Annotated in this window: 16 protein-coding genes; 1 reads left to right on the top strand and 15 read right to left on the bottom strand. The window is 47.4% G+C overall.

Annotation, left to right across the window (positions count from 1 at the left end):
- Nucleotides 1–46 precede the first annotated feature (46 nt).
- The 8 genes from addA to GCWU000182_RS09540 form a co-directional block, all read right to left on the bottom strand.
- Nucleotides 47–3,982 (bottom strand): helicase-exonuclease AddAB subunit AddA, encoded by a 3,936-nt coding sequence (gene addA / locus GCWU000182_RS00985; RefSeq protein WP_023390861.1) that lies wholly within the window; start codon nt 3,980–3,982, stop codon nt 47–49.
- On the bottom strand, nt 3,979–7,515 hold the full coding sequence (locus tag GCWU000182_RS00990) for a PD-(D/E)XK nuclease family protein (protein ID WP_023390862.1): 3,537 nt from the start codon (nt 7,513–7,515) through the stop codon (nt 3,979–3,981). The genes addA and GCWU000182_RS00990 overlap by 4 nt, the downstream gene beginning before the upstream one ends.
- 61 nt (nt 7,516–7,576) lie before the next feature.
- Nucleotides 7,577–8,818, bottom strand: a complete 1,242-nt coding sequence (gene pepT / locus GCWU000182_RS00995) for a peptidase T (RefSeq protein ID WP_023390863.1) — start codon at nt 8,816–8,818, stop codon at nt 7,577–7,579.
- 12 nt (nt 8,819–8,830) lie between these two features.
- On the bottom strand, nt 8,831–9,637 hold the full coding sequence (locus GCWU000182_RS01000) for a Nif3-like dinuclear metal center hexameric protein (protein ID WP_023390864.1): 807 nt from the start codon (nt 9,635–9,637) through the stop codon (nt 8,831–8,833).
- A 7-nt stretch (nt 9,638–9,644) separates the two neighbouring features.
- The gene (locus GCWU000182_RS01005; RefSeq protein WP_035363837.1) at nt 9,645–10,370 is read right to left on the bottom strand and encodes a tRNA (adenine(22)-N(1))-methyltransferase; all 726 of its coding nucleotides are present in this window, start codon (nt 10,368–10,370) and stop codon (nt 9,645–9,647) included.
- Nucleotides 10,371–10,524: 154 nt separating this feature from the next.
- Nucleotides 10,525–11,109, bottom strand: coding sequence for an energy-coupled thiamine transporter ThiT (locus tag GCWU000182_RS01010; protein WP_023390866.1), 585 nt, complete (start codon nt 11,107–11,109; stop codon nt 10,525–10,527).
- 14 nt (nt 11,110–11,123) lie between these two features.
- Entirely contained in the window at nt 11,124–12,806 is a 1,683-nt protein-coding gene (locus GCWU000182_RS01015; protein ID WP_023390867.1) for a ribonuclease J, read from the bottom strand.
- A gap of 154 nt (nt 12,807–12,960) precedes the next feature.
- Nucleotides 12,961–13,518, bottom strand: a complete 558-nt coding sequence (locus GCWU000182_RS09540; protein ID WP_023390868.1) for a TetR/AcrR family transcriptional regulator — start codon at nt 13,516–13,518, stop codon at nt 12,961–12,963.
- Nucleotides 13,519–13,664: 146 nt separating this feature from the next.
- Here GCWU000182_RS09540 and GCWU000182_RS01025 point away from each other — a divergent pair, with 146 nt between their 5' ends.
- Nucleotides 13,665–14,786: an alpha/beta fold hydrolase gene (locus tag GCWU000182_RS01025; RefSeq protein ID WP_035363839.1), complete on the top strand. Its 1,122-nt coding sequence runs from the start codon at nt 13,665–13,667 to the stop codon at nt 14,784–14,786.
- Between the two features lie 134 nt (nt 14,787–14,920).
- On the opposite strand, the gene purB is transcribed toward GCWU000182_RS01025, so the two are convergent.
- From purB to purC, 7 genes are read right to left on the bottom strand one after another with little or no spacing between them, the layout of a single operon-like run.
- Nucleotides 14,921–16,225, bottom strand: a complete 1,305-nt coding sequence (gene purB, locus GCWU000182_RS01030; RefSeq protein WP_035363841.1) for an adenylosuccinate lyase — start codon at nt 16,223–16,225, stop codon at nt 14,921–14,923.
- Nucleotides 16,226–16,253: 28 nt separating this feature from the next.
- Nucleotides 16,254–17,489, bottom strand: coding sequence for a phosphoribosylamine--glycine ligase (purD, locus tag GCWU000182_RS01035; protein WP_023390871.1), 1,236 nt, complete (start codon nt 17,487–17,489; stop codon nt 16,254–16,256).
- Between the two features lies 1 nt (nt 17,490).
- Nucleotides 17,491–19,020, bottom strand: coding sequence for a bifunctional phosphoribosylaminoimidazolecarboxamide formyltransferase/IMP cyclohydrolase (purH, locus tag GCWU000182_RS01040; protein WP_023390872.1), 1,530 nt, complete (start codon nt 19,018–19,020; stop codon nt 17,491–17,493).
- Nucleotides 19,021–19,033: 13 nt separating this feature from the next.
- Nucleotides 19,034–19,606, bottom strand: a complete 573-nt coding sequence (gene purN / locus GCWU000182_RS01045; protein ID WP_023390873.1) for a phosphoribosylglycinamide formyltransferase — start codon at nt 19,604–19,606, stop codon at nt 19,034–19,036.
- Nucleotides 19,603–20,607 carry a phosphoribosylformylglycinamidine cyclo-ligase gene (gene purM, locus GCWU000182_RS01050; RefSeq protein ID WP_023390874.1) on the bottom strand — a complete coding sequence of 335 codons (1,005 nt, stop codon included), beginning with the start codon at nt 20,605–20,607 and terminating at the stop codon, nt 19,603–19,605. Before purM ends, purN begins: the two co-directional genes overlap by 4 nt.
- On the bottom strand, nt 20,600–22,054 hold the full coding sequence (gene purF / locus GCWU000182_RS01055) for an amidophosphoribosyltransferase (RefSeq protein WP_023390875.1): 1,455 nt from the start codon (nt 22,052–22,054) through the stop codon (nt 20,600–20,602). The genes purM and purF overlap by 8 nt, the downstream gene beginning before the upstream one ends.
- A complete protein-coding gene (purC, locus tag GCWU000182_RS01060) occupies nt 22,041–22,748 on the bottom strand; it encodes a phosphoribosylaminoimidazolesuccinocarboxamide synthase (protein WP_023390876.1) in 708 nt (235 codons plus the stop codon). The genes purF and purC overlap by 14 nt, the downstream gene beginning before the upstream one ends.

Below are 22,748 nucleotides of genomic sequence, written 5' to 3' on the forward strand. Positions count from 1 at the left end.
ACTTTTGACAAGCTTCAGTTTCCTTGTCCCAGCCTTTCAAGGCCTATTATTCAAAGTCATAAAGGTCGGTGACTGGCACCACCTGATCGAAATCTAATAAAACTAAGTAAACATCTGTCACTGCTTTGCCTTTTGCCAGACTTAAGGCCCGAGCATAGAGGCTCATTTGGAAGCGATACTTGTCTACAATCTGATCGATTTGGGCTGACTTTGTCAAGTTTGCCCATGGACGATAGCGGTCGGTCTTATAGTCAATTAAGATGAGACGACCATCTGGCAAATTCAGATAATTATCGACGACCCCATGGACCAGAAGCTGACTATCGGCTAGTTCTTGGAGCTGGTCAGCCCCCAGCTGACGAGCAAACAACTTGGCCGCTGGCAAACGATAAGAGAAGGCCTGCTCGCAATGTAGGGATTTAGCCTGTTTAATCAGGACTTGGCCCAAGTCACTAGCCAAAAATTGGCAAATGCTGGCTAACTTAACGGCCTCCCACTGACTAGCTTCCATAAAGCCAGCGGCTAGCCAAGCTTGCGCCTGCTCTTGAATGGCAGCCGGATAGTCCGACACATCCAGTCCTTCTAGCGCACTAAAGTCTAGCTGCTGCATAACATAGTGGGTAAAAGTCCCAATCTGGGCAGCTGTATAGGCTTGGCGCTCTCGGACAAAGCGCGGCGCTTGGAAGGTATCTCCAGTAAATCGAATACTCTGAATACCAGCCTTTTGGCCAGTCTCGGACTCTTCCGCCCTCTCCTCATCTTCTTGAGTAAGCCAATCCCAACTGATTTGCCCTGGCCGCCGGTCGGTGAAGTGAGATAGTTTTTCATTATGAGGTTCTTCATAGAGACGCTTGAGCTCCGACACAGATTGGTAGCTAGAGGTCTTACTAGCCAGACCGTAGTCGTACTGACTCTCTAGGAGACTTTGGATAAAGGCCCCTACCTCACTTGTCACCTCATGCTGATCGACTGTTAATTTCAAATCTGCCAACCAGTTTTGGTCATCTTGAAGCCAAGGTCTAGACGTAGACGCCTTGAGAAGTGGCAAAAGCTCTGCTTCCGCCACATAAGTCAGACGCACTTGTTCATTAGTAAAGTCAGTCGTAGATTGAGGATGACGTCCACTAAAGGCTGTCGCCATGAGCAACCAGTCTAGCCAACTTCCTGCTCCCTGGCGGAGGGCGCGATTCATGACCAATTCTTGGCCACTTGCAGCCACAACTTGCTCTTGTTTAGTCTGAACTTGGTCTTGGGATTTGACACTGCCTACAATCACCAGTTTTTGCTCACAACGCGTCAGGGCAACATAGAGCTTACGCATTTCTTCTGACTTCAACTGGCCACGCCGTTCTAATTTAATAGCTTCCTTAATAAAGGAAGGATACTGCAATTGATGCTTGATATCCAGATAATCCAATCCCAAGCCATAGCGTTTGGAAGGTACATAAACCTTCTGCGTATCCTGAATGTTGAAACGTTTGCCAGTCTGCATCAGGTAAACAAAAGGAAACTCTAGCCCCTTGCTGGCATGAACGGTCATGACACGCACAAAATTCTGATCCTCACTCAGTAAGAGGGGCTCAGCTAAATCCTGGTCGTGGGCCATGATTTGTTCAATAAAGCCAACGAAGGCCGTCAAGCCCTTATAGTTACCCGCTTCAAATTCCACTACCCGTTCATAGAAGGCATGGAGGTTAGCCTGCCGTTGATCTCCTTGATCTAAACCTGCCACATAATCTAAGAAGTAGGTTTCTTGATAGAGGGTCCAAATTAAGGTAACCAGGTCCACTCTTTGAGCTAACTGACGCCATTCTTTGAGTTTGCCCATAAAGTTGCCCAAAGTCTCTTGCAAGGCCACCAAGCTTGCTTCTTCTATGAGTAGCACTTGCTGGCAGGCTTCATAGAAGCTGCCGCTACTAGGCACCCGAATGCGAATCTGACTGAGTTGCTCATCACTTAAGCCCACAAAATGTGACCGTAAAATGGCCACAAGGGGAATATCTTGATGAGGGTTATCAATCAATTTAAGCAGGGCTAGCATGAGCCGAATTTCCTGACGTTGGAAATAATTCTCAACATTTTGACTTAGGAGTGGAATGCCTAGCTGTTCAAAGACTTGTTTAACCGGTTGGAAGGGATGTCGGGTCGAACTCAGAATAACAAAGTCCTGATAGGTTACCGGCCGTTGCTGACCTAGTTCTTTGTCATAAATCTGCCACCCTGCTTGGACGCGCGCTTGAATATCCCGACCAATAAGCCAAGCTTCCGCTTCAAGGCTGGTCTCCACTCCTTGTTCTAAGTCTAGTTCCTGGTCTTCAGGCTCCCCTTCATCTGCTGCAGAGGACTCATAGAGTAAGAATTCAATATCGAATTTCGGATCAGGAGGCGCAGGTAAAAAGCTGTGATTGCCTGTCTTAAGCGACTCCATAGCACCGTACTGCATTTCCCCAAAACCCGGGTCCATCAGACGCTGAAAGACAAAGTTAGTAAATTGTAAGATTTCATCACGAGAACGATAGTTGGCATCTAAGACAATCAGATGACCGCCTTTACCCTCTTGGTAGGCCTGATATTTGGCTAAGAAGAGGCTAGGTTCTGCCATACGGAAGCCATAGATGGACTGCTTGACGTCCCCTACCATGAAGAGATTACCACTTAAGTCTTGGCGGCGTTCACGCGACAGAAAACTTAAGATAGTCGCTTGAATATCGTTAATATCCTGATACTCGTCTACTAGGACTTCGCGGAAAAGATCCTGATAATAGAGGGCCGCCTCGGAAGGTTGTCGCTGCCCTAAGTCCGCATCATAAGGGGCCAGAATATCCAGAGTCAGATGCTCCAGGTCATTATAGTCAATACAGTTTTGCGCCACTTTGGCTTGCCAGAGAGCCTGGCGGAATTCAAGCGTCAAGTGGGCTAGGTCTTGGATGCTAGCCCCCGCCTGCCCTTCTACATAGACCGTCGTATCGTAATCTAGGACCATCAATTGGCGCACCCGCTCAATTTGCTCCTTGGCTTGATCTCGTAGGGCTTTTACTTGCTCCAAAAGCTCCTTGTCTTCTTCCGCCTTCTTACCGCTTGGCCATCTATCAAAGGCGATTTTTTGGAAGTGAGCAAAAACTTGGGCTAAATCTTGATTTGTCAAAACAGTCTGCAAAGCCTGCACTTGGCTTCGCTCGGCTTCCAGTAGGGGCTGTAATTTGCTTATCATAGCATCTGTCAGACTTTCTAGGCCAGCCAAGGCCTGTTCTAGCAGATGCTGAGCATGTGACAGACTAGCCTGCCATTCAGGCAAGAGGACTGCCTGATAGAGCCCGGTCTTAGCAAAATCCTCAAAATGCAAGGCCTGGTCTGCTAGCTGAGATAGCCAGACTTGGGGCTCAGGATGAGACGAAGCAAATTGATAAAGGTCTAAAATCAATTGATAGAGTCCTTGGTCGCTAGGCCCTGGACTGAATTGAGCTAGCAGATGGAAAAGTTTTTCCTGCCAGTCGGGATCTTGAGCTAGGTCAATCATTAGCTCCTGCCAAACTTCTTGATAGAGCAAGGATTTCTGCGTCTCATCTGTTAAGAGTCGGAAACTTGGGTCAAAATCAATAATATAGAAATACTGTTGGATAACCTGCAAGCAGAAACTATGCAAGGTTCGGATATGAGAAGCTGGCAACAATTGAAGTTGGCTGACCAAATGAGCTTGCTCGGCTCTATCGGCCGTCTGGTTGACGGCTTGTTTGAGCCGGTTCTCCATCCGCGCCTTCATCTCACTAGCAGCAGCCTCCGTAAAGGTAGACACCAGCAATTGGTCCATGTTGGCATAATGAGTCAACAAATGATTGAGGATCCGTTCAATCAAGACCGTGGTCTTACCTGACCCGGCTGAAGCGGAGACCAGAATATTGCTACCCCGTTGGTGGATGGCTTCCCACTGGCTATCATTAAATCGCGAATTCAAAGGTTTAGCAGGTAAAGTTCCCAAGGTCATAGCTGGCCTCCTTTCTCACTCGTCTCTGTGTCTTCTTTCTTACTTGCTTCTTTTTCGATTTGGGCTAGGACTTGATCCTTAGAGAGGCGTTTATGACGGTAAGCACCATAATGCACGGTTGCATCAAAGCCTGTAATAACCCGATAGTCGGCTTGCAGGCTAGGTGTAAAGCGTTCATCCTTAAAGGGCACCAAGCTGATATCCCCTCTTTGAATAGCATTCCCTGCCTGGGTCATCAAATGGAGTAGATGCTGATTGATTAGGCTTAATTCCGCTTGATTGACAGCCGGAACATGCTGATAGTAGCTACCATCTTTCTTAAGCTGAACAGGGTAAATCTGGCTCTTAGACTGATTGGCTAGGCCAGGTTCAATGGCCACTAATTCAGAGCCCGAAATGGTCATCAGCCCCCTATATGGATGAAGTTGGTTCTTAGCCAAGTCTAGCCCGTCTTGGCTCAGTCGAGCCATCTGCTTACCATCTACCTTGACGAAGCCACCTGCTAAGGATTGATAGAAGGCCCCTACCGCCTGGGCATGAGGATAACGTTGACTGGCAACTTTCAGATAGGTTAAGACCTGCAAATCCAAACCATAATAGAAGTCTACTAGGTTGAAAGTCTTCTTACCGGATTTGTAGTCCACTACCTGGTAGTAATTCTGGCTTGGATCCGCATCAATGCGGTCAATCTTACCTCGTAAGGTAAGGCTGCCCTTATCCAAAGGCAGGATTAACCCTGCTTCTTGCTTGCTACCAAAGACCAGCTCGGTCGCAACGGGTTGAACCGTCAAGGCTTGACTTTGCGCCAGACTGACATTTAAAAATTGCCGCAAATGCTGATCCAGCTTGCGCTTAATCAAGTGCATGCGAGGATTGGTGCCAAAGATATTAAAGCGTAAGTCTTCCGCCATAAGGGTCTGAATGCTAGCAAAGTTAGTTTCAAAATCAGGCCTAGCCTCTTGGGCTTGAGTAAATTTATCTAGGAAATCATGATAATAATCCCCTGCCCCTGCGGCATTTAGTTCCAGCTGCTGACGGGGACGAATTTTGAGCCCATAAAGCAAGAAATGGCTATAGGGATCCTGGTAATACTGCTCTAACTTAGAAACCGAGGCCGTCATCTTCTGGCCGAAGAGGGCCAAAGCTGTCTCTGGTGTCAGATTCTGAGGCAGTTGGTTAAATTGGAAGAGCTGAGCCAAGAGTACCCAAGTATGAGGATTTTGGCTGGCCATTAAGGTCAAAAAGTCTAGAAAGGCAGCACTTGGTCGGTCCTTTTGCTGCGAATAGTGATGGACTAGCTGCAAGAGTGAACTCATTTGGACCGGATAACGGCCAAACTCAAGTCGGCTTAATTTGACTTGATTCTGATGAATCAAGGTATGGGTATAGGTCTTGATTGGCAAATGAAACTGCTTAGCCAATTGCTGCAAATATGGCGATAACTTAACGGTCTGCTGGCCCTTCATCGCCACATAAGAGAGATAGAGTCGGTCGCTAGCACTGAGTAAGACCTGCTGGGTCATGAGCAGTTCTAAACTATAATTGTGCTGGCTAGACTGACGCAATTGTTGGTATGGCAGGAGACTTTCCCCCAGAGATTGGCGGTTGGCCACACTCAGTAGCGAATCTTCCTGATGATGCTTGGGTAGAGTCAGCTCGTCTGCCCCTAGCACAAAACAAACCTTATAGGCTTGAACCTGAGGACTTTCCATGCTAGTCACCATGACTTGGTCTAGGGCAGGTGGAATAATATGGAAGGTGGCTTCATTCAAACCCGTTAGTAGGAGTTCTTGGAACTCACTAAAGGTCAGCTCGGCCTCCCCATAAAGTTGATAGAATTCATCTAGGCTGGCGGTCAAGGTCTGCCAAACCTGTTCATACTGGCGAGACAAAGCCAGGTCCCCTTTTTCGATGGCTTGGTCGCGCCGGGCAATCAGACGGTCCTTAACGCCAACTTCTTCCAACCACTGATAGAGCCATTCAGCTGCTTTTTGGCCACTAAAGCTAGTCAGCTGCGCTAAGTCTTGGTAAGGGGCAAAATCAGCCAAGAAAGACTCCCGCAAGGCTTGGACCACCTGGCCATAGGTTTGGCCGGTCACCTGACCAGCTGCATTGACATAAGGACGGTCTGCTTGGTCAAAACGCCATTCAAAAGATAATTGGGCAAAGCGATAGCCTACATAGCCATTGGCCAGCACCACATTTTCGAGCAAGTCCACTTGAGCCTTAAATTCCTCTTCTAGGACTGGCCCATCCTGTGGATTTTCGGCCATAGCAGCCCTCAGGTCAGCGGGTAACCAGAGCCCTGATTTGAGAATGCCAAAAATGTCGGCTAGCTGGTAGCGATAGCGATAGAGTTTAAGCCCTGATTCCAACCACAGAACCAGAGGATGCTGGCCCATAATTACGGCATGGTCATAGAAATAAGGAATGTCATTCTGTTCAAAGAGAGCTGTCACCAAGGGGCGATAACGGTCCATATCCCGTGTGAGGACTAAGATATCACGGTAACGGTAGCCTTCCTGACTCACCAACTGATGAATCTTGTTGCTAGTATGACGGACTTCCGTCTGGATAGCATCATGCTCCCAAATCACATGAGTCTTAACTTGATTGAGAGGCTGGCTCAGTTCTTGAGGGGCCAGCCGTAAGTGATTTTCGAAGGCCTGAGCTAGCGTTAAGATATTAGCTTGATAGCCTTCCTGTACCTGATTAATGGTCCAATCCTCTGCCACAGGCAAATGGAGTGACTGGGCCAACAATTGCATTTGCCCATAGGTGTGGCGAGCTACCTCGATTAGTGGATCATAGGCTTTAGAACGAGCCGCTTGCTGGGATAAAGGCAAGGTAATCCAGACAGCCTGACATTGTTGAATCAAGGTGGTCAATAATTGTAGCTGCTGACCATTAAAGAAGTAATGGTGATCCACTACCAAATAGGTTGGTCGGTTCAAGGGGTGGGCCTTAAGGTAACTGTCCAAACGTTGCAAGTCGTGATAATGTCCTAGGACTTGCCCTTCAATTTCTTGGATGAAGCCTTGATAGAGTAAGGCCAACTCAGCTAGGCGCTTGGCTTCCTGCTGGTTCAAGTCAGGCACTTGACTCAGATTCTCTGGCTGAATTTGCCCTAGATAGAGTTCATCGAAGAGCTGTGCTAACTTCTCGGCAAAGCCCTGATGCTTGACCTGACCACGAAAGACCTGTAATTGGTCCTGATAACGCGCTAGCAAGCGTTTAATGAGCATAATCTGGCCTATACTAGAAATTGGCTTTTCTTCGGCTAGGCTGTTAGGCATGAGGAACCAGGCCAGGCGTTTGAAGGAAACTACCTGAATGTCGACTAGAGCCGCCTCATTGGAGCCATATTTGTCTTGGACAGCCGCTAGCAAATAGGACTCCATATCAAATTTTAAGTGTTCGGGTACTAAATAAAAGAACTGGGCCTCTGGCTCCTTGGCTTGAATGTCTAATAAGTGATCTAGCAAGACGCTTTTCTTGGCGCGATCCAGTCCCCCAAGGACAAATTGCAGCATGCGGGGCCCTCCTTTCTCTATCCATGGTGATGTCTATTTTATAGGGCAAGAAGCTCAGACCTTAGGCCTGAGCATTTGCTTGGATAATACCGACGATGACTTGGGTGGCTTTAACCATGGATTCCACTGCGACAAATTCATAGCGTCCATGCATGTTCTCGCCCCCGGCAAAAATATTAGGGGTTGGTAAGCCCATAAAGGAAATCTTAGAGCCATCGGTCCCACCACGAATGGGTTCAATAATTGGCTTGATCCCAATGGCTTCCATGGCAGACTTAGCTAGTTCAACAGACTGCATATCTTGCTCAATGACTTCGGCCATGTTGTAGTATTGGTCCTTCATTTCAAGGCTAAGAACTGGGACTGGATAAGCTGCATTCATCTTGTCGACAATGCTTTGGACTAGGTCCTTCTTAGCTTGAAAGGCTTGACGGTCATGGTCACGAATAATTAAGTCTAACTGGCCTTGATCCACGGTCACTTGGGCTTCCATTGGATGGATAAAGCCTTGACGGCCATCTGTCTTCTCAGGTACTTGATCCTCAGGCAAAGCAGAGAGGAAGTCCTTAAGCAGTTGTACTGCATTAATCATCTTGCCCTTGGCCGTCCCTGGGTGGATATTCTTACCGTGGAAATGCAAACGTGCCCCTGCCGCATTGAAGCTCTCATATTGAAGCTCACCAACCGGCCCACCATCCATGGTATAGGCAAAATCACAGCCAAAGTGCGCTACGTCAAAGCGGTCTGCCCCGCGACCAATTTCTTCATCTGGACCAAAGGCAACCCGTACCTTACCATGTTCAATTTCAGGATGGGCCGCCAAATAAGCCACAGCTGTCATGATTTCAGCAATACCAGACTTGTCATCTGCCCCTAAGAGGGTTGTCCCATCTGTTACAATCAAGGTTTGGCCCTGGTAACTGCTTAAGGCTGGGAAGTCCGCCACCTTCATGACAATATCTTGAGCCTGATTGAGGACGATGTCTTGACCATCATAGTTGGGAATAAGGCGAGGTTGAACATTCTCAGAATTGAAGTCTGCCGTATCCACGTGCGCGATAAAGCCGATGGTTGGGACTGGCTTGTCACTAGTTGCTGGTAGGGTCGCCGTCACAAAGGCATTTTCTGGGTTGAATTTCACTTCTTGGAGGCCAATGGCCTTCAACTCATCCACTAAGAGATGCAGTAAGTCTAGTTGGCATGCAGTTGAAGGCACAGTGGTGCTAGCTTCATCAGAGCGGGTATTAATTTTAGCGTAACGGATTAAACGTTCTTGGGTTTCTTGGAAAAATTGTTCTGTCATTAGATGTCTCTCCTATTCATAACGGAAGGGGTTAGTTGATGCTTGAGATGGAATAACTTGATAGTCAAAGCCTTGTTCTTGAGCTAACTGAGTCAAGAAGGCTGGCATTTTTTCTTTGAAGATGCTCTCGACATAGTGACCGACATCGACCGTCATCATGTCTTCTTGGTAGCAGAGCTGCGCCCGATGGTAGGAAATGTCCCCAGTTAAAAAGACGTCAGCCTGGCTTTGCGCCGCTGCTTGAATATATTCTGGCTGGGTCCCGCTACCGCCAATTAAGGCAATTCGTTGATAGCTATCCTTAGGCTTGGCTTCTACCACTGGTAATTCAGTCCGGCCATAGGTTGACTTCAAGAGATCCAATAAGGCCTGACGATTGAGCGCTTGAGGCAGATTGCCAACTCGCCCTATGCCAGGTTGACCTTCTTGCACGCCCGGTGTTAAGGACGTCACTTCTTCTAGGCCTAGCTGCTCTGCTAGCCAGTCATTCATACCATTATGGGCAATGTCAAAGTTAGTATGCATGGCAAATACTTTGATGTCATGCTTAATTAAGGCTTCATAACGAGCTTGTTCAGGACTGGAAAAGTCAAACCGTCTAATTGGACTGAAGAGGACCGGATGGTGGACGATTAGAGTATCTACGCCCTTTTCGATGGCTTCGGCTAGACTGGCATCATCTAAATCCAAAACGGCCATTAGGCGCTTAACAGGGGCCTCAGGCCGACCAAAGTGGTTGCCGACCTGGTCCCAGGACTCGGCCATTTGAGGCGGATAGTGGGCCTCAAGGGCAGACATTAATTGGCGAAAATTTGTCATGTTATCATTACTCCTCTTCTTGACATTGACTTAGGCTATCCGCAATCCAGCCTAATTTTTCAGCAATCTCGGCTAGCTTCGCTTGATCTGGTTGAGGTGCTGCTTGAATTTGGGCTTGAATGGCCTTGAGATTGGCTTCCTCTCGCGCCCATTTTTGTTTATATAAAGGTCCTCGCTTTTGGCTTAACATTGGCCCAAGATAGGCCTGACGAGGACTTAATTCTGAGGCGCCTGGTTGATGTTGGGCAACGATGATTTCATAGAGTCGTTGGCTGTCTTCTACAATGGTCTCATGGACAATCTGGTAGTCGTGTTGACTGAGCCAGGTTCTTAAGGTCGCTTCCCCGATATTGGGCTGAAGCACTAGCAATGGGCCCTGACTTAACTTATCTTGCCCCTCATCCAATATAGATCGAATGAGACTGCCTCCCATGCCACAAATACTGATAACATTAATGGCATCGTCAGCTTGGATTACGGCTAAGCCATCTCCCAGCCTTACTTGAATAATTGAATCTAAGCCTTGACTTTGAACCTCGGCTTGGGCAGATTGATAAGGTCCCTTTACGACTTCCCCTGCTACTGCTGCTTGAATTTTATGATTGAGGGCTAAGTGGCAAGGCAAATAGGCATGGTCACTGCCAATATCCGCCAAACGGATGTCACTGGCCCCATACTGGCAAATCAAGTCTGCCACGGTGGCTAAACGCCGCGATAATTGTTGAGAATTCAAGCTCCCACCTCCTAAAACTACTAGTTCTATTATACCCCATTCTTGTGAAAACGCCTATGAATTTACTAAGACTTTGACGACTTTTAGGCAACTTGTTAACAAATGATAAAAAAACGCCCTTGCCATTAGCAAGCGCGTTTTGTTTAAAGGCTAATTAGTCATTTAAGAGGCGTGAAACTTCCCGACGAGTCAGATAGCGACTGCGTTTTGGAATGATTGCCTCGACATTGGTGCGAGCCAAAACCACTAAGATAACGAAGGCTAAAGCCCAAGCCTCTAGGCCAGCTAGAGCGGCGGTCCCCCAGGTAAAGGGAATTTCTTGTTGCATAAGCCAAAGCATGCCGACCTTAATCGCTAGGAAGCTGGCTACCACTAAGAGACTGGCAGTCCCCATATTCAGGTAGGTTGAAGAATAACGGCGGTTGTTGAGAGTCTTTTGGGTATATTTGGCGAAGAAACCTGCCAAGCCCGCTGCCGTATAGGGCAAGACATCAATCAAGGCAGTTGAGACAATATCGCCAAAATGCCCCGCTATAGCGCCCGTGATTAAGCCAACCACCACGCCACTCACCACGGCATTGGCACCACCATGACGGAGGCCTACCCAAATGAGGGGCAAGACAACCAGAGCAGTATGGAGAGGCAGTTCACCCAGTTTCAGCCAGGCAATAGAAATTGCCAAACTGAGGACAATGGCTAGCAGAACATCTCGCAAACGACGTACTGTATGTTTATTCATTAAGGCGTCCCTCCTTAGTTCTTATTAGGTTGGTATTGCGACGCTTCCATAATGATTGGAAGCACAACTGGACGACGTTTGGTTTCCTTGAAGAAGTACTTGCTGACTTGTTCCCGCAAATCGCTCTTCAATTCAGCCCAATCGAATTCTTCGCTGGCCAAGTGTTTATCCAAAATATCTAAGGTCATGTCCGAAGCAGATTCAATCAAATCGATACTGGACTTAACATAGATGAAACCACGGGTTACAATTTGTGGTCCTACTAATACCTTCTTGAGACGGCGGGAAATTGTCGCCACGATGACACAAATCCCATCTTCACTGAGGATACGACGGTCCCGCAAGACCACACTCCCGATATCGCCGACCCCATTCCCATCGACCAAGATGTCCCCTGCTGGTACTTCTTGAGTCATTAGGAATTGACCCTTTCGGTATTCAATCACATCACCAGCGCTTGGAATGAAGATTTGGTCATCTTCATAACCTAATTGATTGGCAATATCGGCTAAAGCAGCTTGTTGACGGTATTCACCGTTGACAGGGATGATGATTTTTGGTTGTAAGAAATTAATCATGAGTTTGAGCTCATTAGGGGTCGCGTGACCAGATGCTTTGAAGCTGTCGGTTAAGACCTTAACTTGAGCGCCTGCTCGGTAGATCATATCTTGGGTCCGGGCCATAGCTGTCTCAATGGCAATCGACGGCGTAGAAGCAAAGAGGACCAAATCTCCCTCTTGCATCTTAACTTGACGATGACGACCTTGAGCCATGAGTTGCAAGGCTTGAATAGGTTCACCTGACATACCGGTCTCTAAGATAATAATTTCATGATCTTTGAACTTGCCAATATTCTTCATTTGGCCGAAGGTACGCTTACTTGGCATAATCAGTTTATCTAGCTTGATAGCCGTATCCACGATATCCATGAGCTCCCCGCCTGGAACGAAAATGGTTCGTTTAGAAGTGTGAGCAGCATCCATGACTTGTTGGAGACGCGCGATGTTGCTGCCTACGCAGGCCACAATGACACGACCATGGGCATTACGGAAAGTCTCTAGAATCTCATCCGCCGCCTGTTGGTCACTCACGTTTTCCACATGGCTCTCTGCTTCCGAAGAATCAGCCAAGAGGGCTAGAACGCCACTCTCCCCAATATCTGTCAAGCGCCCAAAGTGAGTCTTGTAAAGTGGCTTAGCACTTGGGTCAATACGGAAGTCACCCGTATAGACGATGGAACCTTCCTTGGTTTGGATGACAATCCCCACAGAGTCTGGAATGGTGTGGGTCGTGCGGAAGAAGGAAACATTGGCATCTTCAAATTCAATTTCTACTTCCTCATCAATTTTGAAGAAGTTCTCCAAACGGTCTGCCAAGCCCCGTTCCTTAGCTAGCAGCGAAGCCAATTCAATGGTCAATTCCGTCCCAAAGACAGGGGCTTCGATCACTTCTAGAAGATAAGGTAAGGCACCCACAGCATCAGCATGCCCATGAGTGAGGAAAATCCCCACGACGCGGTCCGCATTTTCTTCTAAGTAGGAGAAGTCTGGGATAACAGCGTCAATCCCTAGCAAGCCCTCCTCTGGGAAGACTAAGCCACAGTCCATTACAAAAATAGACTCGTTGACTTCTACCACATACAGGTTCTTCCCTGCTTCGCGGACCCCACCTAGGGGAATAATTTTAATATTGCTCATAATTCACCTCAAAATTTCATTTCATAAAGTCGATAAGTGCTGTCGTAAACCGGTCCAGCAATTATCACAACTGTTGTAGATGTTCTCCTTATTATATACTGTTTTGCCTGATTTTGCAAAGGACGAATCGAGCCTTCGCCCTCCGCCAAAAAGCCTAGTTGCCAAAGATTTTACTTGTTTCAATCACAGCCTTACACATAGCTTGAGCTAGTTTTGCATAAACTTTCATATCCTGACCAGCAATCGATTCTGTCACCATCAAATCCGTTGTTTTTAAGGCCATGGCACTGAAATACTGGCTGAGGATATGAGAAGACTTGAGATGGCCTAAGTGTTTCATAAATAATTCCTGAAAGGCCTGATCCAGTCGTGCCCGGAATCCATCTGGTCCTAAATTAATAGCTAACAAGCTTTGGAAGAAGAGACGGTCGGGTTCTACGATTTCGGTCACGAAGCCTTCCAGATACTGATAAAAGTCCAAGTGATTATCAAATCTTCTGGCAATCAGTCGCTCAATCTTAGCCATTTGCTCGTCAATAATTTCCTCTAGTAGCTCTTCCTTGCTTTCGAAATGGCTATAGAATGTTGACCTTGCACAGCCTGCCTCTTGGCAAATTTCTTCAATCGTCAAATGCCTAAATTCATCCACTTGGATCAGCTTTTGCAAGGCTAGTTTAAGTGCCTGTTTACTTTTGATAATTCGTCTATCCATGACTGAGCCTCCTAGTCAAACAACCTATTTAATCCAACAAATTAGGTTAATCTGTTGGATAAACAACAGATAGAGCTTTTCTGTTCTGTATTATTATACACCATTTGGCTATGCTAGTGACAGATAGACCAAAAGGAGTGAAACTTATGAAACACTATACTGGCGACCCGCAATTTGACTTCCAGATTATTCGCTTTACCTCTCGACTTAAACATCACCCTGAAGTTATGACAGATTTGAGTGAAGTAGGTCAAGCCATCACTGATTTTGAATCTTGGTACACTTGGTGGACTAGCAAAGCTAACTATTATGAAGCCCAAGGTAAATTAGATATTGCGGCACGCTACTTTCGGGCAGCAGCCTTCTACTTAGACGCCAACGACCCTCGCAAAAAGTCCACTTTAGATCATTATACGGCCCTTTTTTATCAAACTTACCAGGGTTCCCCTTATAGCTACCATAAAATTCCCTATCCTGGTGGATACTTGCCAGCCCTGCGGATAGAATGTCCCGGCGCTAGTCGAACCCTCCTCGTTCTTGGAGGCTTTGACGGAATGCTTGAAGAACTGTGTGATTTTGTGGCCCCCCTTCAAAATCAAGGATATCATCTTATCTTGTTCGACGGACCCGGTCAGGGCCAAACTTATCAGCAAGGCTTAACTTTTCAGCCCAATTTTGAAGTGCCCGTTAAAGTCGTCCTAGATTATTTTGGCCTTAAGTCCTGCGACGCGATGGGGCTATCATGGGGCGGATACCTTGTTATGAGAGCGGCGGCTTTTGAGCCCCGCATTCAGTCAGTTATTTGTTTGGATATTTTCTATTCAGCTATGGATGCCCTCAAATTAACCTTGGGCCCAGTAGCCTATTCTGGCTTTCGCCTACTCTATCATTTAAGGGCTAAATCATTGATTAATGCTTTAACTGAATATTTTACAAAATCCAATATACAACTCAAGTGGTCTCTACAGAATGGTTACCAACTGACTGGTGAGAAGACCCCTTATGATTTCTACCGAAATTTAGATCGTCACCAGGTAGCCCCTATCTTAAATCGTATTAGTCAACCTTGTTTATTATTAGCGGGACAAGAAGATCAATACGTCCCTACCTATCGTCTCAAGCAGATCAAAAGAAAATTAATCCATGCTAAGGCTATTGAAAGTCAGCTCTTCACTAGCCAGACAGGCGGGGCCCTTCACTGTCAAATGGATAGGCTAGACCTTGTCTATCCCCTTGTGCTAGACTTCATACGGAAATATAGTCACTAAAAAAGAGGCCTGTCGGCCTCTTTTCTTAATGCTATTGACCAAAAATATCCTGATAGAGCATGACTTGACCTAGAGCTTGGGTATGACCGCCTAGTTGGTCCACCAACTCATAGGCAAAAGCCGTGAAAGTTAAACTAGTCTTCCAAACCAGGAATCCGGTGGAAAGTCTTATCAATATTGACCAAATGAACTTCCAACTCGAAGCAGGAATCAAGTGTCGCAGCATCCATGGTGGCTTGAATGGTTGGGTCTTCTTGCAAGAGTTGCTTGAAAGGAATGGCCTCAAACCAAGACTTCATGGCCAGCGGTTGCACTAGGTCATAGGCCTGCTCGCGGGCAAAGCCGTATTTTTCAATCAAGGTCGACATGGTCCGCTGAGCGAAGATGACACCATGAGTGGCATAGATATTCTTAATCATATTGTCTTCGAAAATGGTCAGATTTTGGATAACCTTAGTGAAGCGCGCCAACATGTAATCTAAGAGACTAGTTGCATCCATAGATAAGATACGTTCCGCACTAGAGTGGGAAATGTCCCGTTCATGCCAGAGTGGAATATTCTCATAGGCTGCCAGCATATAGCCCCGCATCATCCGAGCACAACCAGCCATGTTCTCACTTGAGATTGGATTGCGTTTATGTGGCATGGCACTGGACCCTTTTTGATTTTTGGAGAAGAACTCTTCTGCTTCTCGCACTTCAGTCCGTTGGAGATGCCGAATCTCCACACCAATTTTCTCAATCGAACTCGCGATTAAGGCCAAGGTGGCATAATAATCAGCATGCCGGTCCCGTTGGAGGGTCTGAGTAGACACATGGCTAGACTCAATACCCAGGCTTTGGCAGACATAGTCTTGAACTTCCGGTGGTGTGTTGGAGAAAGTCCCCACAGCCCCTGAAATCTTACCGACTTCTACCATCTTACGAGCAGCCTTGAAGCGTTCAATATGACGATTAAATTCATCATAGTAGAGGGCGAATTTGAGCCCGAAGCTAGAGATATCAGCATGTACCCCGTGGGTCCGACCAATACATGGCGTGAATTTATACTTGAGTGCTTTTTCCTTGAGCGCGGCCTGGAAATCTAAGAGGTCTTGATAGAGAATATCATTGGCTTCTTTATAGAGGACACCATAGGCCGTGTCCACAACGTCGGTTGAGGTCAAGCCATAGTGAATCCACTTCTTCTCAGGGCCTAAGTAGCTGGAGACATTGCGGGTAAAAGCCACGACATCGTGCTTGGTTTCCTTCTCTAATTCTAGAATTCCCGCTAGGTCGAAGTCGGCCTTTTCAAAGAGGGCTTGGACATCTTCTTCAGGGACTACACCTAAGGTTGACCAAGCTTTAGCGGCATATAGTTCAACTTGGAGGGCAGCCCGCCAACGATTTTCATCACTAAAAATACTACGCATAGGTTCGCGACTGTAACGTTCTAACATCTTATAACTCCTTTACTTGAGCCTGCGCTTATAATGAGCGATAGCCGATATCCTGACGGTAGAATAAATCAGGGCAATCAATCTTCTTAATCTCATCATAAACCTTCTGTCTAGCGCTGGCAAGTGTGGTCCCCTTGGCGCAGACAATGAGGACACGTCCACCATTAATGGTCAGCTGATTGGCTACCTTGCGGGTCCCCATGTGGAAGACTGGTACACTTAGCTGATCCAAGCCCTTAATGACGCTACCTTTAACACTCGCTTCAGGATAACCTTTGGCGGCTAAAACCACGCCAATAACCGCATCTTGATCCCATTCCAAGTGGAAGTCCTGGCCATCAATGACGGCATTAGCTACCTGGTAAAGGCTGGACTTGAGTTGGAGAAGGAGGACTTCACATTCTGGATCCCCAAAACGAACATTGAATTCAATGGTTTTGACACCATCGGCACATTTCATCAGGCCAGCATAGAGGATGCCATAGAAAGGCATGCCTTCTTGAGACATAGCATCGACCATAGGCTGAACCACTTGTTCTAAGCCTTGGGCAACGTCTTGGTCGCTGATATGAGAAATGGGCAGATAGGCGCCCATGCCCCCAGTGTTGAGGCCACGGTCACCGTCTAGGGCCCGTTTATGGTCTTGGGCCACCTTCATAGGCACGACCTTGCGGTCTGACACGAAACACATGAGGGAAAATTCTTCCCCTTCTAGGAATTCTTCAATAACGACTGAGCCACCTGCGTCCGCAAATTTAGCTTCTTGCATCATGGCTTTGAGCGCTTCTTGCGCTTCTTCTTGAGTCTGAGCGATGATGACCCCCTTGCCTGCGGCTAGACCATCGGCCTTGAGGACAATAGGAGTTGCCTGCTGAGCAAGATATTGTTTGGCAGCCTCATAATCGCTAAAGCTCTCATGCTTGGCTGTTGGAATCTGGTATTTGGACATCATCTGCTTGGAGAAGACCTTGCTGCCTTCAAGCTGAGCCGCCTTAGCAGAAGGACCAAAGGCCCGAATACCAGCTGCTTGAAGGCGGTCCACTAGGCCATCGACTAGATATACTTCCGGTCCTATGAAGACCAAATCAATGGGCTCCGTCTGACAAAAAGCAATAAGCTCAGGTTCGGTAAGAGATAGACAGGTCCCAAACTCCGCTACGGCTGGGTTATCACCTAAGAGAAAAACTTGATGACCTTCTTGGTGGAACTTGTAAGCTATGGCATGCTCACGTCCACCGGCACCTACTACGAGTACCTTGGCCATCTTAGTGTTTAAAGTGGCGTGTGGTCGAGAAGACCATGGCCACACCTTTCTCATTTGCTACATCAATGGAAGCTTGGTCCTTGATGGATCCACCTGGTTGCACCACTGCGCTGATGCCATAGTCAGCAGCAATTTCAAGGCTATCTGGCATTGGGAAGAAGGCATCTGAAGCCAGTACGGCTCCCTTAGCCTTGTCGCCAGCCTGTTCGAGGGCTAGCTTAGCCGCCCCAACCCGGTTCATTTGCCCGGCACCAATGCCTAGTGTCTGGCCATTCTTAGCCACTACAATAGCATTGGACTTCACATGCTTGACAATTTTAAGACCAAATTCTAAATCAGCTTTTTGGTCCTCACTTGGGGCAAGATGGGTCACTTGACGCCAGTCTTCTGCTAGGGCTTGGTTGGCATCTTGAATCAAGAGGCCACCCCGCACACTCTTAATTTGAGCTTGAGCTAAGTTGCCACCTTGTGGAATTTGGTAGAGACGCAGATTTTTCTTCTTCTTAAGCAAGTCTAAAGCTTCCGCCTCATAGCCTTCAGCTAGGATGATTTCCAAGAAAATGGCATGTAATCGCTCTGCGGTCGCCAAATCTACTACCCCATTAATCGCAACAATCCCACCAAAGATCGAGACTGGATCCGCCTCATAAGCCTTATCAAAGGCTTCCTTGACACTGGCCCCTAGCGCTACCCCACAAGGGTTCATATGTTTCAAGACAACACAGGCTGTTTGGCCTTGAAACTCATTGAGGATATCCAAGGCAGCGCTGGCGTCTTGAAGGTTATTGTAGGACATTTGCTTACCATGAAGTTGAGTAGCTGATTGCAGGGTATAGCTTTCAGCTTGATCACTGACATAGTGCCAAGCTTTTTGGTGCGGGTTCTCACCATAGCGTAAGCTATCCTCTAGCTTGTAAGACAAGGTCAAAATATCTGGCACTAAGTGATCGACTTGATCAAAGTATCGCGCAATGGCCGCATCATAGGCCGCCGTTCTATGGTAAACCTTGATGGCTAGGCGTCGACGAGTAGCTGCAGACACCTGCCCAGTCTCTGCTAATTCCGCTAAGACAGCCGGGTAGTCTGCCACATCACAGACGACCGTCACATCTTGATGGTTTTTGGCTGCTGAGCGTAACATGCTTGGCCCACCAATATCGATATTTTCAATCACTTCTGCTTCCGTCACGCCTGCTTTCTTGACCGTTTCTTCGAAAGGATAGAGGTTGACACAGACTAAGTCAATATAATCAATTTGATTTTGACTGACTTGCTCACGATGCAAATCAGAGTCACGTTTGGCTAAGAGTCCACCATGGATAGCCGGATGTAGCGTTTTAACTCGGCCTTCCAAAATCTCTGGGAAACCAGTGACAGAGGCTACATCTAAAACTTCTAGTCCTGCATCTTTCAGAAAGGTGGCCGTCCCACCCGTACTAATTAACTCATAGCCAGCAGCCACTAGGCCCTTGGCGAAGTCTAGTAAGCCCGTCTTGTCGCTGACACTTAATAAGGCACGTTTTTTACTCATATTGCCCTCCTTCTCATGCTTGGGTTAGTAATTGATAGACAACCTGAGGCAGCAGTTCATGCTCCAAGTCGTGAATACGTTGCGTTAAATCCTCCAAGGATTCATCTCTTGGATGTTGGAGACTGGCTTGGGCAATGACCTGGCCACTGTCTAACTCTTCATTGACATAGTGGACACTAATGCCAATTTCACTATCGCCTGCCCGGTAGGCCTGGCCAATGGCGTCTACTCCTTTGTATTTTGGCAACAAGGAAGGATGCAAGTTAATCATGGGCCCCTTGTAATGCTCTAATAGGTAAGGAGAAACAATCCGCATGTAGCCCGCCAAAATAATCAGGTCAACTGGCTCAATGGCCTCTAGAATGGCTGCTTCAAACTCGGCCTTGCTAGCATACTCCTTAGGACTAAAGACAAAGCAGTCAATGCCACGGCTTTGGGCCTTGGCCACAACCGGCGCGCCAGGCTTATCACAGACTAATTTGCTGATGGTCATGACTTCCTTCAGTCGGTCGTCATCGGCTAGGGCTTGAAAATTAGACCCGGTCCCTGAGGCGAAAATCGCAACTCGTTTTTTGGCTTGGGTCATGAGATAACAATCCCTTCTTGGTCAGTTACTTGGCCTAAAACAAAGGCATCTGGCAGGAGGTTCAAGACGGTTTCAACATCTTCAGGCTCTAGAACAAAGGCTAGACCAACCCCCATATTGAAGACATGGTACATTTCCTCCCAGTCTACCTGGCCTACTTGACTCAAATAGTGGAAAATTTCTGGCACTTGATAGGCCTTGCTATCAAGGCTCATACCCAGCCCAGGTGCCAAGCAACGAGGTAGGTTTTCATGGAAGCCACCCCCTGTAATATGAGCAATACCGGCCACTTTGACTTGGGCCATGACGGCTTCTACTTCTTTGGCGTAGATACGCGTAGGCGTTAGGAGGGTCTCACCTAAGGTCGAGTTGCCAAAGGCTGACTTGAGGTCCAAATCATGGTCGCTAATAATCTTACGAACAAGCGAAAAACCATTTGAATGGACTCCACTTGAAGGGAGACCAACCACAACTTGACCAGCTCGAGTATTGTCAGGAGAAAGTAGGAGGTCCTTCTCTTGGGCCCCTACACAGAAACCTGCAATATCATACTCGCCGTCTTCATAGAAGCCCGCCATCTCAGCTGTCTCACCACCTACAATGGCACAGCCGGCTTGGACGCAGCCATCGGCCACGCCACTGACAATGGCTTCGATTTGCTCTGGATAGTTCTTACCTACCGCAAGATAATCTAGGAAGAAAAGTGGCTTAGCACCTTGAGCCAAGATATCGTTGACACACATAGCCACCACATCAATCCCAATAGTGTTGTGGATATCTAATTCAAAAGCAAGCTTAAGCTTGGTCCCCACGCCATCAGTACCACTTACCAAGACGGGATTCTTGAAATGATAGGCGCTCAAATCAAAGCAGCCACCAAAACTCCCGATGGAGGCTAGCATGCCAAGATTCTTGGTTCTAGCTACATGTTTCTTAATACGTTCGACAGATTCATAACCGGCTTCAAGGCTCACGCCACTGGCTGCATAGTGTTTACTCATGTTGGGCCTCCTTTTTGGCTAAATAGGCTTGTTGGATTGGGGTCAGCGAGTCATAGAATTGCTGCTCATAATCGTGTAGACCAGCTACATAGTCGGCAGAAAAGCAGTCCATGCAGAGTCCCTTGTTAGGACCTTCAGTTTCTAGGCCAATCGCGTCTTTGAGCCCTTCTTCACTGAGAAAGGCCAAGCTATCTGCATTAATAAGTTGGCAAACTTCCTCCAAACTGTGATTGGCGCAAATCAATTCCCCTGAAGTCGACATATCGATGCCGTAGAAGGATGGGAAGAGAATAGGTGGTGCCGCGATCCGCACATGAACTTCCTTGGCACCGGCCTCCTTAAGTAATTGGACAATCCGCCGCGAGGTAGTCCCCCGCACGATGGAATCATCTACCATGACGACTCGCTTGCCGCCCACAATGGATTTAACGGCAGATAGTTTCATGCGAACCCCTTGCTCCCGTAATTCTTGAGTAGGTTGAATAAAGGTCCGGGCAACGTATTGGTTCTTAATCAAGCCCATTTCATAGGGCAATCCGGATACTTCAGCATAGCCGGTAGCGGCTGAGAGTGATGAATTAGGTACCCCAATTACCATGTCGGCCTGAGCAGGGGCTTCTTGCGCTAGGAGACGGCCAGCACGTTTGCGGGTGGCATGGACATTCTGACCGGCAATGACTGAGTCAGGTCGAGCAAAATATACATATTCCATAGCTGTTACAGCAGGCGCTTGAGGTGCCGCATAGGCTTCAATCCGAATGCCTTGATCGTTGATGACAACATATTGACCGGCCATAATATTGCAGACGAACTCTGCCCCGACCACATCAATGGCACAGGTTTCACTGGCAGCAACATAGGCCCCATTTTTCATCTTGCCAATTACTAGAGGACGTAAGGCATGCTGGTCCACCGCTCCATAGAGGGCATCCTTGGTGACAATCAGATAGGTAAAACCGCCACGCAGTTGATTAAGGCCCTCTTGAAGTTTACCTTCGAAGGTCTCCGCTTGGCTGTGGCGAATGAGGTGAACCAAGACTTCCGTATCAGAGGAAGAATGGAAGATGGCCCCCCGCTCTTCAAGGCGCTTGCGTAAAGCGCGAGCATTGACCAAATTCCCATTGTGGCAAATCCCCAAATCCATATCATAGAAATGAAAGAGAAAGGGTTGCACATTTTCAATATGATTGCTACCAGAGGTAGAATAACGAACATGGCCAATGGCCCGGTCACCTGACAGACGATCCAAAATACTATCGTCACGAAAGACCTCACTCACCAAACCGTGACCGCGATGGTTATCCAATCCCTGGCTGGAACCCGCTACAATCCCAGCCCCTTCCTGGCCACGGTGTTGGAGACTATGGAGACCAAAGTAGGTCACATGGCTAGCTTCGGGATGGTTCCAAATCCCGAACACCCCACATTCTTCATTAATTCCGCGCATTTTCTAATCTCCCTAATACTTCCTTGTAGGCTGCCATGACATCACCTAGATCGCGTCTAAAGCGGTCCTTATCTAACTTGTCGCGGGTATCCTTATCCCAGAGACGACAAGTATCAGGTGAAATCTCATCGGCTAGTATAATCTGTCCGTCGCTAGTCTTACCAAACTCAATCTTGAAGTCTACCAAAATCAAGTTGGCCGCTAGGAATAAGTCTTGCAAAGCACGGTTAATGCGAGCGGTTAAGTCCTTAATTTGCGCTAGTTCTGCTTCCGTCACTAGTTCCAAAGCCACTGCATGGTCGTCATTAATAAGCGGGTCGCCTAGCTCATCATTCTTATAACTCAATTCAAAGACTGGTTTGGCTAATTGGCGTCCTTCTTCTAGCCCATATTTCTTGGCCATGGAACCTGCCACTATATTACGGGTAATAACTTCTAAGGGAATAATGGTCACATGGCGGCAGACTTGGTCGGTTTCATTGACCTGCTTAATAAAATGAGTTGGGATGCCTTGTTCTGCCAGGTAGGTAAAAATCAAGCTGGTAATGGCGTTATTGAGTCCACCCTTGTCATCAAATTCTTCCTTCTTAACCCCGTTAAAGGCAGTGGCACTATTCTTATAGTGAACATAGACTTCCTCAGGATTACCGGTATCAAAGAGTTGTTTAGCTTTGCCTTCGTATAAGAGTTTCAT

Origin of the sequence: Abiotrophia defectiva ATCC 49176, from assembly GCF_000160075.2 — a bacterium.
Taxonomy (GTDB): Bacteria; Bacillota; Bacilli; order Lactobacillales; family Aerococcaceae; genus Abiotrophia; species Abiotrophia defectiva.

What these genes read in the sequence shown, in the direction of transcription:
- pepT (WP_023390863.1), bottom strand. Translation starts at nt 8,818, where the DNA reads ATGACAGAACAATTTTTCCAAGAAACCCAAGAACGTTTAATCCGTTAC.
- purN (WP_023390873.1), bottom strand. Translation starts at nt 19,606, where the DNA reads ATGACCCAAGCCAAAAAACGAGTTGCGATTTTCGCCTCAGGGACCGGG.
- GCWU000182_RS01025 (WP_035363839.1), top strand. Translation starts at nt 13,665, where the DNA reads ATGAAACACTATACTGGCGACCCGCAATTTGACTTCCAGATTATTCGC.
- purB (WP_035363841.1), bottom strand. Translation starts at nt 16,225, where the DNA reads ATGTTAGAACGTTACAGTCGCGAACCTATGCGTAGTATTTTTAGTGAT.
- purD (WP_023390871.1), bottom strand. Translation starts at nt 17,489, where the DNA reads ATGGCCAAGGTACTCGTAGTAGGTGCCGGTGGACGTGAGCATGCCATA.
- purM (WP_023390874.1), bottom strand. Translation starts at nt 20,607, where the DNA reads ATGAGTAAACACTATGCAGCCAGTGGCGTGAGCCTTGAAGCCGGTTAT.
- purH (WP_023390872.1), bottom strand. Translation starts at nt 19,020, where the DNA reads ATGAGTAAAAAACGTGCCTTATTAAGTGTCAGCGACAAGACGGGCTTA.
- GCWU000182_RS00990 (WP_023390862.1), bottom strand. Translation starts at nt 7,515, where the DNA reads ATGCTGCAATTTGTCCTTGGGGGACTGGATCGCGCCAAGAAAAGCGTC.
- GCWU000182_RS01015 (WP_023390867.1), bottom strand. Translation starts at nt 12,806, where the DNA reads ATGAGCAATATTAAAATTATTCCCCTAGGTGGGGTCCGCGAAGCAGGG.
- GCWU000182_RS01000 (WP_023390864.1), bottom strand. Translation starts at nt 9,637, where the DNA reads ATGACAAATTTTCGCCAATTAATGTCTGCCCTTGAGGCCCACTATCCG.
- GCWU000182_RS01010 (WP_023390866.1), bottom strand. Translation starts at nt 11,109, where the DNA reads ATGAATAAACATACAGTACGTCGTTTGCGAGATGTTCTGCTAGCCATT.
- purC (WP_023390876.1), bottom strand. Translation starts at nt 22,748, where the DNA reads ATGAAACTCTTATACGAAGGCAAAGCTAAACAACTCTTTGATACCGGT.
- purF (WP_023390875.1), bottom strand. Translation starts at nt 22,054, where the DNA reads ATGCGCGGAATTAATGAAGAATGTGGGGTGTTCGGGATTTGGAACCAT.
- addA (WP_023390861.1), bottom strand. Translation starts at nt 3,982, where the DNA reads ATGACCTTGGGAACTTTACCTGCTAAACCTTTGAATTCGCGATTTAAT.
- GCWU000182_RS09540 (WP_023390868.1), bottom strand. Translation starts at nt 13,518, where the DNA reads ATGGATAGACGAATTATCAAAAGTAAACAGGCACTTAAACTAGCCTTG.